Source organism: Acidobacteriota bacterium, from assembly GCA_012517875.1.
In the GTDB taxonomy this organism is placed as follows: Bacteria; Acidobacteriota; JAAYUB01; order JAAYUB01; family JAAYUB01; genus JAAYUB01.
In genome coordinates this window covers 23,565-34,834 of sequence record JAAYUB010000122.1, presented here as the reverse complement: position 1 = coordinate 34,834, position 11,270 = coordinate 23,565, and the positions used below count along the sequence as shown (strand labels likewise).

The window sequence follows — 11,270 nt, the reverse complement described above, 5'->3', positions numbered from 1 at the left end:
TCTGGGTGGTGGCGATATCCGCATGCCCCAGCATCAGCTGCAGCGATCGAAGATCGGCCCCGTTCTCCAGCAGGTGGGTGGCGAACGAGTGCCGGAGCAGGTGCGGGGTGATGTTTTTCATGATCCCCGCGTCACGGCCGTAACGTTTGATGTTCTTCCAGAATCCCTGCCGGGACATCCGTCGGCCGAACCGATTGACGAAGAGGTAGGGCTCCGGCTGTTTCATGAGCAGATTGCGGGCTTCGCGGATGTACCGTTGCACCCAATCCCGGGCCTGATCGCCCACCGGAACGATCCGCTCCTTGCTCCCCTTGCCGAGGCAGATGATGTAGCCGATCTCCAGATTGACGTCGGACACCTTGGCGTTGACCAGTTCTGTCACCCGCAGCCCGGTGGCGTAAAGGAGTTCCAGCATCGCCTTGTCCCGCAGCCCCTCCGGTGACACCGGATCAGGCTGTGACAACAATGCATCCACCTCGGCCGGGCTCAGGTACTTCGGGAGCGTATGCCAGCGCCGGGGCGCCTCCAGCAATTCGGCGGGATCGCCGGCCATGTGCCCGTCCCCAACCAGAAATCGGAACAATCCCCGCAAACTGGCCACGGCTCGGGCCACCGAAGACGGTTTGTACCCTGTGGCGTACAATTCTTTCAGATAGGCGAGGAGGTCCACCCGCTCGGTCTGGGTCAGCTCCCGGTTGCGCCCCTCCAGAAAGCGCTGAAATCGCCGCAGGTCCGTGCGGTAAGCCGCGACGGAATTCGGGGCCAACCCTTTTTCAACGGTCAGGTGCTGCAAAAACTCGGCGAGAAGATCCCGGCTCATGCTCAGAGCACGATATAGGGATTGAAGTGAATTTCGTCCGCCACGGTGCTCTCCGGACCGTGTCCCGGCAGCAGCCGCGTGTCCGGAGGGAGCGTGAGGATCCGGTCTCGGATGGAACAGAGCAACGCGGCTTCGTCGCCGCCCGGCAGGTCGGTCCGGCCGATGCCGCCGGCGAACAGCGTGTCGCCTGAAAAGCAGGTTGTGTCCAGGAGCAGGCAACACCCACCCGGGGTGTGTCCCGGAGTGTGCAGCACCCGAATGGCCAAGCGGCCCACCACCAGCTGCTGGCCGTCATCGAGCCATGCGCGCGGTTCCGGGCACGGGCGCGCCTGCAGCAGCGGGGCCAGGCCGAAGATGTCCGGAGCGGTGAGGAGGTACTCGTCGTGGCGATGCAGATGCCCGACCACGGGAAAGGCGTCCGCCACGTCAGCAGCCGCGGCCCAGTGGTCCAGATGGCCGTGCGTGTGGATCATCATGACCGGGCGCCAATCCAACGCGCGCAGACGGTCCACGATGCGGCCGCCGTCCGCCCCCGGATCGATTATCGCGGCGTGCCGGGTCTCCAGGCAACCGATGAGATAGCAGTTCACCTCGAGCGGGCCCACGACGACGGTTTCGATCTGAAAACAGGCCATCATTTATCCTTGGCCGGTGCTTGGCCCTCGGGAAAGACGATGCGCAGCAGAAATCCGCCGGCATCCGTGAGCTCGAAATCAAGCTGACCGCGCTGCCGGGCGATCAGCCGGTTCAGCAGGACGAAATGGAAGTCCCGAGCCACATCGAAGGCAGCGAGTTTGTCCTTGTTGCTCCGGGCGCCCGTCGGGGGATTGAAGCGGATCATGAGTTCGGGCGCGGCATTTTCGTGGGCGAGACCGACCGCCTGCAGCTTGCCGCCGGAGACGAAATCGAGCAGCCGATCGAGGAACAGCCGGAGCCCCAGCAATGTGAGTTCCTCGTCGAGCATCACCTGCCCCAGCCGGGCGTCAAACCGGGCGTCGATCTCGACGCTCTTCGCCACGGTTTTGGACCGGATCGCGACGAACACGCTGTCCAGAGCGGACATCAAGGCCACCGGCTGGATCTTGAGGGGATAATCCCGATCGGTGATCACCCGGGTGAGGTCCAGTTTCTGCAGGCTGCGTTCGACCTTCTCGATTTCGACGACGCAGTTGCGGAACAGGAGCGGATCATAGGCATCGCGCAGGCTCCGCTTGACTCCATCCTCGAGCATCTGGACGAAACCGCGCAGGCTGGCCAGATGAACGCGGATGGACTGGCCGACCGCGTACACCGTGTTGAATTCTGTGGCTTCACGCAGCGCCATCTCCAGCTCGGACAGTTGGATCGCCTGCCGGCTGCCGGCCTGACTCAACCGGTTGATCTCTGCGTTGAGTTTGTCCATCTCCCCTTGGTAATACAAGGTTTTTCGCAACACGAACGATCCCATCTCCACCAGGCGCAACAGTGTGCTCAGCGATGCCGCGTGGAACAATTGTGGTTGGGTGGATTCCAAAACCACGTAACCGAAGATATGCTTGAACGTCACCAACGGGATTACCAGCACGGACTGCACGTTCTTTGGTGGCGAGGGCAGCGGATACTTCTTCATCAGGGCGAAGGCATCAGAGGCGTACAGCAGCTGCTTGCCTTTTTCGAGCTCCTGCCGGACGCTGGGCAGCAATGAGAGGATGAGAGGTTGCTCCAGCATGTCACCGTGGCGGACCTCGATCCCGCCGTCGGTTGTCTCCAAAAGCAGGGTGACCGTCGCGTTCGGGTAGGTCTCCTGGAGATAGCGGTGAAACGCCTCCATCACCTTGTCCAGTGCGGCGAACACCGCAATCTCACTGAGGAAGGCCGAGACCGTATCGGCTTCTTCCGACCGCCGGGCCAACTCGTTCTGCAACGTGCGGTAGGCGAAAAGCGTTTCAACGATTTTGCCGATTCGCACCAGATCTCTCTCCCGGCGTTCAATGGCATCCGACGGGAGTGCCAGCAACACCCCACCGACCGTCTCGCCGGCATGAACAATGGGACAGAGTGTCACCGACTGAAACACATTCTTCCCCTCTTCGAGGGTCAAGCCGCTTTCCCAACCGATTGGCAAGCGCACGGGTTCCGGGGCGGCCTCCGGCGCCGGTCCCGCCTGGCTCAGGATGCGCTCCACCAGCCGGGCGGCATCCAACCGGTCCGCCGGATATTGATGGTCCAACACTTGTCCCGTCACCGAATCCCTCAACACGAATGCGGCATACGGCAGTCGGAGAATCCGCCCCATTTCATCGAACACTTCCGGCAGCCGCCGGGTGGCCCGGTCCACGTCACTGATGATGGCGCAGCTCTGATCGTAGAGAGCCTCCCGAAAACTCAACTCCACCGTCAACTCACCGATCTGCTTTTCCGTTGCCTGTTGCCGCCGTTCCATTTCGCGCCGCTTCCGCTCGAGCCAGCCGGCGAGGACAGCCAGCCCCATGACAACGAAAGCGAGGATCCAGGGGATCATTCCGGACATGGCCAATATCAGCGGGAGATTGTGCTGTTCAGGCATGCCGACTCCGCAAGTTAGCATGTTGATATTCAACAGTTTCTGGATTATCCCACCGTCCGGCGGACCTGTCAAATCCAAATGACCCTTCATTGAGATGCCGCCCTCGTGCGGCACAACTTTCATGTTGCAATTCATCTGTAATTCCAGTATGTTGGCCACTTGTCGAGGACACGATGCTTTCATTCACGCGAACCATCGGCGCCGGCGGGCAATTCCTGCTGACCAAACTCACATCCGCTCTCGGTCGAATCAAGGTCAATCCCAATCTGATCACCCTGCTGGGTTTTGTAATCAATATCGTGGCCGCTTTTTACCTCGCCAAAGGCCAGTTCGGCATCGCCGGCACCATCATCTTCATTGCCGGCGCCATGGACATGCTGGACGGCGCGGTGGCCCGCTTGACCGGCACGGCAACGAGATTCGGCGCGTTCTTCGACAGCGTCATCGACCGTTACTCCGACATCGTACTCTACCTGGGCCTGATCATCTACTTCGGCAAGATGCCGCGCATGACCTACGTGGTGCTGGTGGGGATCTGCATCATGGGCTCCATGATGACCAGTTACACCCGCGCCCGCGCCGAAAGTCTGATCGATAAGTGCAAGGTGGGATTTCTGGAACGCCCGGAGCGCGTGGTGCTGCTGATCCTGGGCACCTGGTTCTACCGCGTGGAGCACGTGCTGTGGGTGATCGCCGTGCTGTCCAACTGGACGGTCATCAGCCGCATCATCTTCACCTGGATGGAGCTGTCCAAGGTGAACATTCTGATGCCCATCACCCCGTCATTCCAAGCCGAGAACACTGACGAGCCGAAGCATCCCATCGAGTGCTGATCGAGCCGGACATCGCCGCCCTGCCCTCTGACACACCATCTTCAAGACCGCTGCGTCTGTCGCGGCGGGGCTCAGCCGGTTTAGCGCTGGTATTTATGGACCGCCCGGTTGTGCTCGCGCAAGTTGTCGGAGAAGAGGTGCCGCCCGTTGTTCATCGATACGAAATAGAGGTATCGGCTTGGGGTGGGCTCAACCGCCGCCAGAATGGCACCCCGTCCTGGATTGGCGATGGGGCCCGGGGGCAGTCCGCTGTTCAGGTAGGTGTTGTACGGTGACAGGCGGGACAGGTCGCTCCGATTGATCTCGCCGTCCCACTCGCCTTCGGCTAGCCATTCGGCATAGATCACGGTGGGATCGCACTGGAGGCGCATCCCCAAATCCAGCCGGTTGGCGAAAACCGACGCCACGAGCGGCTGCTCGTCGGGCGATCCGGCTTCCTTTTCGACCAGTGAGGCGAGCGTCACCAGTTGGTGAACAGTCCGGCGGTTTCGGGCGCTGCGTGCCTGGATCAGCGGAAGCGCAACGTGCCGAAAGCGCCTCACCATGATCCCCGTCATCGCATCCTCCGACACGCCTGCGGGCACCTCGTATGTATCGGGAAAGAGATATCCCTCGAGCGTCGTCGCTTCGGGCGCGATATCGGCCACCCGTCGGGGATCCGCCCACAACTGCCGATAGACGCCGTACCGGCCGATCCCGGCCGCCTCCAACTCCCGGAACATGCGCGACGCCGTCCACCCCTCAGGCAGGGTCACCGTGTTGCGCGACACCTCACCTCGCACCACCTGTCGGGCCACATCGGGCAGCGTCATCGGACGCTCAAATCGGTAGGTCCCCGCTTGCACCCGATGCGTCCATTCCTGCCAGTTCAGGTATCGGATAAAGACCCGGGCGCTGGCGATGACTCCGGCCGCTTCCAGCCGGGTCGCTGCAGACTCGGCGCTAATGCCGGGATCCAGTCGGACCATCGCCGCTTTTGCCAGATATCCCTGATACGGGGTCTGAAACAGGAAGGTATACCCTGTGCGCACCTCGCTGATGAGCCACAGAGCCGCGGTGATGCCGATCGCCAGGGCAGTCAACACTAACAGTCTGTTACCACCGCGCCATGACAACGGCATCCCCCTCCTCGAGGAATCGTCGCAGAATCATCGCCGCAGCCAGAGCGTGCTCGTCGAACCTCTGTTTTCGGGATGTCCGGCCGGCGAGCCATTCAGCAGCTTCGAGCGATGAATAGCGCTCGTCGACACCCAGCACCGGCCGGTCCAGACGGCCGCGGAGGCGCCGGGCGAACCGGTCCATCCGGCGGCTGGCTTCTCCGGCCTGTCCGTCTATCCGGACGGGGTAGCCGACGACGATGGTTTCGGCCTCCAAATCGTCGGCGGTGCACCGGAGTGCGGCGAAATCCGAATCCGCATCCGTTCGCTTCAGGGTGCCGACGGGGCGGGCCAGGCACCCGGTGGGATCGGAAGCCGCCAACCCGATGGTTTTGTCACCCACATCTAGAGCCAGGTATCTCACACCGTCCTCCAATCCTCCGGCAAGCCATTATACATGGCCCGGTGCGCCCGACAAATTCCCTTTTATCTATCAACAGCTTCTAGTATAATTCCTGCGCCAGAACCCGGGAGGTTTCATGATCGAGCGTGGCAAATTGATGGTGCTGATACTCTCCGCCGTGGTGGTTGTCTATGTCGTGGTCGGCGGCTTCCTCGGCCGCGTGGTGGCCAAGGACGAAACGTACCAGAACATCTCCCTATTCAACGACGTCTTGAAGAAGATTCAAGACGAATATGTCGAGAAACCACAGATGAAACCGCTGACGGAGAATGCCTTGAAAGGCCTGGCCGGCGGCGTGGACTCATTCTCAACTTACCTCAATCCCGACGAGCTGAGCTTTGTACGCGCCAGCCAGGAAAAGAAAGGCGGACTGGGCATCGTGCTCTCCGCCCGAGCCGGTTACTATCGGATTCTCCAGGTGTTGCCCGGCTCACCCGCGGAAAAAGCCGGCCTGTTCCCCGGCGACATCATCGAAGAGATCGATGGCCAGGGAGTCAGCGAGAAGAGTTACCCCGTCACTCTGGCGATGCTTCGGGGCGACGCGGGCCAGACTGTCAAACTGGGCGTCGTCCGCGGCCGTGAGGAGGAACTTCACGAACTGGTCGTCCGGCTGGATGTGATCCAGCCGCCGCAGCCCGAAACGCGCATTTTGGAAGCCGGAACTGGCTACATCCGTCTGGTGGATTTGCATCCGGCGGCCGCGGATGATTTCCAGCGGGCGCTCAACACGCTGATCAGCAGCGATGTCAAGCAGTTGGTGTTGGATGTGCGCGATTGCTCCGGCGGCTGCTACGAACCCGCCCTGCGCATTGCCGACATGCTGCTGGACGAAGGCGTGATCACCCGGCGGCGCGGCAATTCGGTCGAGGAGACGTTGATCACCGCGACGAAAGACGACACCCTCTTCCGCGGACCCCTGGTGGTACTGGCCAACGGCTTTACCAGCGGACCGGCCGAGGTGCTGGCCGCCGCGATCCAGGACAACGCGCGCGGCACCCTCGTGGGACAGAAAACCAACGGCACCGCATCCGAACAAAAATTCATCGACCTGGCTGATGGCTCGGCGCTTTACATCACCCACATTCGGTATATCACGCCCGCCGGCCGACCCATCATGAACACGAAAGCCAACCTGGCGGGAGTCAAGCCCGGTATCAAATCGCCGCCCGCGGATTTCGCGGTGTCGCTCTACATCGACTACGAGATGGCCACGGGACAGGAAGCCTACCCACTCTACCGAAAGTACATCGACACCGTGTACGCCAAACAGCTGGAAAAAGCGCTCGAGGTCCTCAAGCAGGGAGAAACGGCCGAGCCGGTGGCGGCCTGAACTCCGGCTCCCCCGGCCCACCAACCGGATACAACATGCTTTGGAAATCATTCGAAGGCGTCATGGAACCGGATTCTGCCGAAGCGCAGCTGCTGCAGCGCATCGATGCGAACAGTTTGCCGGTCCATGTGGCGATCATCATGGACGGCAACGGCCGCTGGGCCAATGCTCGCAACCTGCCCCGCATCGAAGGCCACAAGGCCGGCACGGACTCCGTCAAGCAAGTCATCGAGACCGCCGCTCGACTGGGCATTCGTTATCTGACCCTCTACGCGTTTTCCGTAGAGAACTGGAAGCGCCCCAAAACGGAAGTGCAGCAGCTCATGCGCCTGCTCAAGCATTACCTGAGAACCGAATTGGGCACGCTCCTGAAACACGACATCCGCCTGCGGGCGATTGGGCGATTGGACGAGATGGAAGGCCCGGTTCGGCATCTGCTCCGTGAGACGGCGGCCCGGACGGCGAACAATCGCGGGCTGCAACTCAGCCTGGCCCTGAACTACGGCGGTCGAACCGAACTGATAGACGCGGTCCGCGCCATCGCCCGGCAGGTCCAAGCCGGCACCCTGTCTCCCGAGGCCATCGATGTCGAGCATATCGCTCGAAACCTCTACACCGATGAACTTCCGGATCCGGATCTGCTGATCCGGACCAGCGGTGAGTATCGGCTGAGCAACTTCCTCCTCTGGCAAATCGCCTACACCGAGTTTTACATTACCCCCACCCTCTGGCCGGATTTCCGCCAGCGCCATTTCCTGGAGGCGGTGCTGGACTTCCAAAAGCGCGAGCGCCGATTCGGCGGGCTTGCCGGCGAAACATCGTCCTAGTTTCATGATCACGCGCATCCTCTCCGCACTCGTCCTGATTCCCCTGGTCATCGCCGCCGGGTTCTTCGCGCCGCCCATCGTCTTCAGCGCGGCCGTCACGCTCATTTGCCTCATCGCCTTCGGCGAGTTCCTGCTGTTGCGGAACGGTCGATTGGATCGATCGCCCGGCTTCTGGCCAACGATGGCTGCGGCCGGTTTCTGCGGATTCGCCGTGGTCCATCCGTTGTTCACCGATCATCGCGTGGCCGGTGTCGTAACCTTTTTCTTGATCGCGGGCGGCCTGGCTGTTTGGTCCAGCAAGCGGAACGAGGAGATCGTCAGCCGGCTGGTGTGGCCGAGTGCCGGATTTCTGTACCTGTTCGTGCTTTTCTCTTTCGTCGTGGACATACGGTTCAGGATTGACCCCGCCTGCGGCGCCGGCATGCTCATGGCGTTCTTGCTGATTCAATGGGTGGGCGACACCTTTGCCTATTTCATTGGAACCTGGCTGGGCCGCCACCCGCTGGCACCGCGGATCAGCCCGAAAAAGACCATTGAGGGCGCCATCGGCGGAGTGCTCGGAAGCGCGGGGGTCGGTTTGGCTGCCTGGTGGTGGCTACCGCCGTCTCAGTCGCTCTGGCCGCTGCTGCTGCTGGGTGGTGCCGTCGGAGCGTGGGGCCAGGTGGGTGATCTGCTCGAATCCCAATTCAAACGCGCGGCGGGAGTCAAGGATTCTTCGCAGATCATTCCAGGGCACGGTGGCGTGCTGGACCGCCTGGATTCGTTGATTTTCACGGCGCCGCCCTTCTACTACGCCGTGCAATGGTGCATCGCATCCGGTTATGTCACACTCGGATAAGAAAGGCATCGCCATCCTCGGATCCACCGGTTCCATCGGCCGGAGCACGCTGGACGTCTTGCGCGCCCAACCCGACCGGTTTTTTGTCACCGGTCTGTCCGCCGGACGCAATACGAAGAGCCTGGCCGACCAGATCTTGGAATTTCGGCCGCGGCGTGTTTCCGTTCAGGACGAGAGCGCCGGGGCGTTACTGGCCGCCGCTCTCAGGGAACGCACCGCGGCCGGTGTTCCGCTGCCCGAGATCCTGACGGGCACAGAAGGCGCCGTCGTCGTCGCAACCGCACCGGACACCGCACTGGTTGTTGCGGCCATGGTGGGCGTATCCGGCCTGATGCCGACCTACCGCGCCATCATGGCCGGCAAGGACATCGCCTTGGCCAACAAGGAAACCCTGGTGGCCGCCGGCGAACTCATGATCACCGCCGCCCGGGCGCAGCACGTCCGTTTGCTGCCCGTCGACAGCGAGCACAACGCGATCTTCCAGTGCCTGCAGGGCGACCAGATCCGCTACGCCAAACGAATCTGGCTGACAGCTTCCGGCGGCCCGTTTTTCCGGACACCAGTGGAGGATTTTGCGGCCATCACGCCGGATGTGGCGCTTCGGCATCCGACCTGGCGGATGGGGCCCAAGATCACCATTGACTCCGCCACCATGATGAACAAGGGCCTCGAGGTCATCGAGGCGCACTGGCTCTTCGGCCTGCCGCCTGACGCCATCCGGGTGGTGATCCACCCGCAGTCGACGATTCATTCGCTGGTGGAGTTCGTAGACGGCTCGATCCTGGCCCAGATGGGTCGGACCGACATGAAGCTGCCGATCCGCTACGCCCTGAATTTTCCCGAACGCACGGCCTGCGGCGATGCCGAACTCGATCTACTGGCCGCTTCACCGCTGGAATTCCATGAGCCGGAGCCGGACAAGTTCCCGTGCCTCGCGCTGGCTTATGACGCGCTGCGAGCGGGCGGCAGCCTGCCGGCGGTGCTCAGCGGCGCCAACGAGATCGCCGTCGAAGCGTTCCTGCACCATCAGATCGCGTTCACGGATATTCCCAAGGTCATCCGTCACACCATGGCGACGTTGGCCCGCTCGCCCCTGAACGACATCGACCAGGTCATCGAGGTGGACCGGCAGGCCCGGGCCGTCGCGCGGCAGATGATCCGGTCCCACCATTCCGCTTAGGTTGGATATTAATGGATTACTTGATCAACGCCGTCTCCTTCATCCTGATCCTGGGGCTCATGATTTTCATGCACGAGCTGGGTCACTTCATCGTGGCCCGACTGTTGGGCATCCGGGTCGAAGTGTTCTCGCTCGGTTTCGGCAAGCGGCTCTGTGGATTCAGCCGCGGCGGGGTGGATTACCGCATCAGCTTGATCCCCCTGGGCGGATACGTGAAGATGGCCGGCGAGTACTTCGGCGAGGAGTTGTCGGGCGATCCAAACGAATTCCTTGCCCGGCCACGTTACCAGCGGATCATGGTCATGCTGGCCGGTCCTGCGATGAACATCATCCTGGCGGTCACTTTGGTGGCCATCAATTACATGGTGGGCATCGAGTTGCCGACTTTCTATCACGACGACGCGGTGGCGGGTCATATTGTGGACGGGTCCCCCGCCCAGGCGGCCGGACTGGCCGTGGGCGACCGGATCATCGCGTTGGGCGAACGCCCGGTCAGGGATTGGGCCGATTTCCAGTTGCTGGCCATCACTTTTTCCAAGCAGACCGTGCCGCTGCGTTACCAGCGTGACGGACAGACTCGGAGCACCTCGATCGTCCTGGCCGAGACGCTTCAGGATCCGTCGGAAATCACAGGCATTCTGCCCATGATCCCCACCCGCATCGCCTCGGTGGCCGATGGATTTCCCGCTCAACGGATCGGCCTGCGGCCGGGTGACGAGATCCTCGAGGCCACCGACGGACAGTACACCGCCAGAGGGTACATGGACATTTCCCGCCTCATCCAGCGCAGTGTGGACCGCGAGGTGTCTCTGTCGGTGAAGCGCGGTCAGGATCTGGTCACGTTGGCCGGCCGGCCGGCGCTTTCCAAAGACGAGCCCCGTCGCGGGGTGTTGGGCTTCACCATCGTCATCGACCGCCTGGAGGAGCGTTACGGCCTGCTTGAATCGCTCCGCAGGTCGCTGCAGGACAACTATAATTTCGTGGTGATGACATACCGGGTCCTGGGCAAGGTGGTCAGCGGGCGGCTGTCCATGCGCCAGCTGTCCGGCCCTCTGGGCATCGCCGAAGCCTCCGGCGAGGCGGTGAAGACCTTGAAGCTCACGGTCGTCTTCAGTTTCATCGCACTGATCAGCGTCAACCTGGCGGTGGTCAACCTCCTGCCCATACCGCTCCTGGATGGCGGCATGATTTTCATCCTGCTGATCGAGATGATCCTGCGCCGCGACCTGCCCCTCCGTCTTAAGGAGCGGGCAGTCCAGATCGGATTTCTGATGCTGGCTGCGTTGATGGGCGTGGTGATCATCTTGGATATCCTGAAAGCGGTGGAATGAGGCGTT

The 11,270-nt window shown here is 62.0% G+C and carries 11 protein-coding genes; 6 read left to right on the top strand and 5 right to left on the bottom strand.

What is annotated here, in order from left to right:
• The 3 genes from xerD to GX414_13145 form a co-directional block, all read right to left on the bottom strand.
• Positions 1-820 (bottom strand): site-specific tyrosine recombinase XerD (xerD, locus tag GX414_13155; GenBank protein NLI48047.1); only part of this gene is annotated, 820 nt, incomplete at its 3' end.
• Positions 821-822: 2 nt separating this feature from the next.
• Positions 823-1,455, bottom strand: a complete 633-nt coding sequence (locus GX414_13150; protein ID NLI48046.1) for an MBL fold metallo-hydrolase — start codon at positions 1,453-1,455, stop codon at positions 823-825.
• Positions 1,455-3,365, bottom strand: coding sequence for a hypothetical protein (locus tag GX414_13145; GenBank protein ID NLI48045.1), 1,911 nt, complete (start codon positions 3,363-3,365; stop codon positions 1,455-1,457). The genes GX414_13150 and GX414_13145 overlap by 1 nt, the downstream gene beginning before the upstream one ends.
• A gap of 173 nt (positions 3,366-3,538) precedes the next feature.
• On the opposite strand from GX414_13145, the gene GX414_13140 reads away from it, so the two are divergent.
• Positions 3,539-4,198, top strand: coding sequence for a CDP-alcohol phosphatidyltransferase family protein (locus GX414_13140; GenBank protein ID NLI48044.1), 660 nt, complete (start codon positions 3,539-3,541; stop codon positions 4,196-4,198).
• Between the two features lie 80 nt (positions 4,199-4,278).
• On the opposite strand, the gene mltG is transcribed toward GX414_13140, so the two are convergent.
• Together mltG and ruvX are read right to left on the bottom strand one after the other, a co-directional pair.
• Positions 4,279-5,283, bottom strand: a complete 1,005-nt coding sequence (gene mltG, locus GX414_13135; protein NLI48043.1) for an endolytic transglycosylase MltG — start codon at positions 5,281-5,283, stop codon at positions 4,279-4,281.
• A gap of 10 nt (positions 5,284-5,293) precedes the next feature.
• On the bottom strand, positions 5,294-5,719 hold the full coding sequence (ruvX, locus tag GX414_13130) for a Holliday junction resolvase RuvX (GenBank protein NLI48042.1): 426 nt from the start codon (positions 5,717-5,719) through the stop codon (positions 5,294-5,296).
• 115 nt (positions 5,720-5,834) lie between these two features.
• Here ruvX and GX414_13125 point away from each other — a divergent pair, with 115 nt between their 5' ends.
• Genes GX414_13125 through rseP form a run of 5 tightly spaced genes read left to right on the top strand, consistent with a single transcriptional unit; the run spans position 5,835 to position 11,264 of the window.
• Positions 5,835-7,088, top strand: a complete 1,254-nt coding sequence (locus GX414_13125; GenBank protein NLI48041.1) for a PDZ domain-containing protein — start codon at positions 5,835-5,837, stop codon at positions 7,086-7,088.
• Positions 7,089-7,123: 35 nt separating this feature from the next.
• Positions 7,124-7,915 carry an isoprenyl transferase gene (locus GX414_13120; protein ID NLI48040.1) on the top strand — a complete coding sequence of 264 codons (792 nt, stop codon included), beginning with the start codon at positions 7,124-7,126 and terminating at the stop codon, positions 7,913-7,915.
• A 4-nt stretch (positions 7,916-7,919) separates the two neighbouring features.
• On the top strand, positions 7,920-8,753 hold the full coding sequence (locus tag GX414_13115) for a phosphatidate cytidylyltransferase (protein NLI48039.1): 834 nt from the start codon (positions 7,920-7,922) through the stop codon (positions 8,751-8,753).
• Complete coding sequence (locus tag GX414_13110; GenBank protein ID NLI48038.1) at positions 8,737-9,933, top strand: 1-deoxy-D-xylulose-5-phosphate reductoisomerase; 1,197 nt, start codon at positions 8,737-8,739, stop codon at positions 9,931-9,933. The genes GX414_13115 and GX414_13110 overlap by 17 nt, the downstream gene beginning before the upstream one ends.
• A gap of 11 nt (positions 9,934-9,944) precedes the next feature.
• Positions 9,945-11,264, top strand: coding sequence for an RIP metalloprotease RseP (gene rseP / locus GX414_13105; GenBank protein NLI48037.1), 1,320 nt, complete (start codon positions 9,945-9,947; stop codon positions 11,262-11,264).
• The last annotated feature ends 6 nt before the right edge of the window (positions 11,265-11,270 follow it).

What these genes read in the sequence shown, in the direction of transcription:
- GX414_13150 (NLI48046.1), bottom strand. Translation starts at nt 1,455, where the DNA reads ATGGCCTGTTTTCAGATCGAAACCGTCGTCGTGGGCCCGCTCGAGGTG.
- GX414_13145 (NLI48045.1), bottom strand. Translation starts at nt 3,365, where the DNA reads ATGCCTGAACAGCACAATCTCCCGCTGATATTGGCCATGTCCGGAATG.
- GX414_13140 (NLI48044.1), top strand. Translation starts at nt 3,539, where the DNA reads ATGCTTTCATTCACGCGAACCATCGGCGCCGGCGGGCAATTCCTGCTG.
- GX414_13125 (NLI48041.1), top strand. Translation starts at nt 5,835, where the DNA reads ATGATCGAGCGTGGCAAATTGATGGTGCTGATACTCTCCGCCGTGGTG.
- GX414_13120 (NLI48040.1), top strand. Translation starts at nt 7,124, where the DNA reads ATGCTTTGGAAATCATTCGAAGGCGTCATGGAACCGGATTCTGCCGAA.
- GX414_13115 (NLI48039.1), top strand. Translation starts at nt 7,920, where the DNA reads ATGATCACGCGCATCCTCTCCGCACTCGTCCTGATTCCCCTGGTCATC.
- GX414_13110 (NLI48038.1), top strand. Translation starts at nt 8,737, where the DNA reads ATGTCACACTCGGATAAGAAAGGCATCGCCATCCTCGGATCCACCGGT.
- rseP (NLI48037.1), top strand. Translation starts at nt 9,945, where the DNA reads ATGGATTACTTGATCAACGCCGTCTCCTTCATCCTGATCCTGGGGCTC.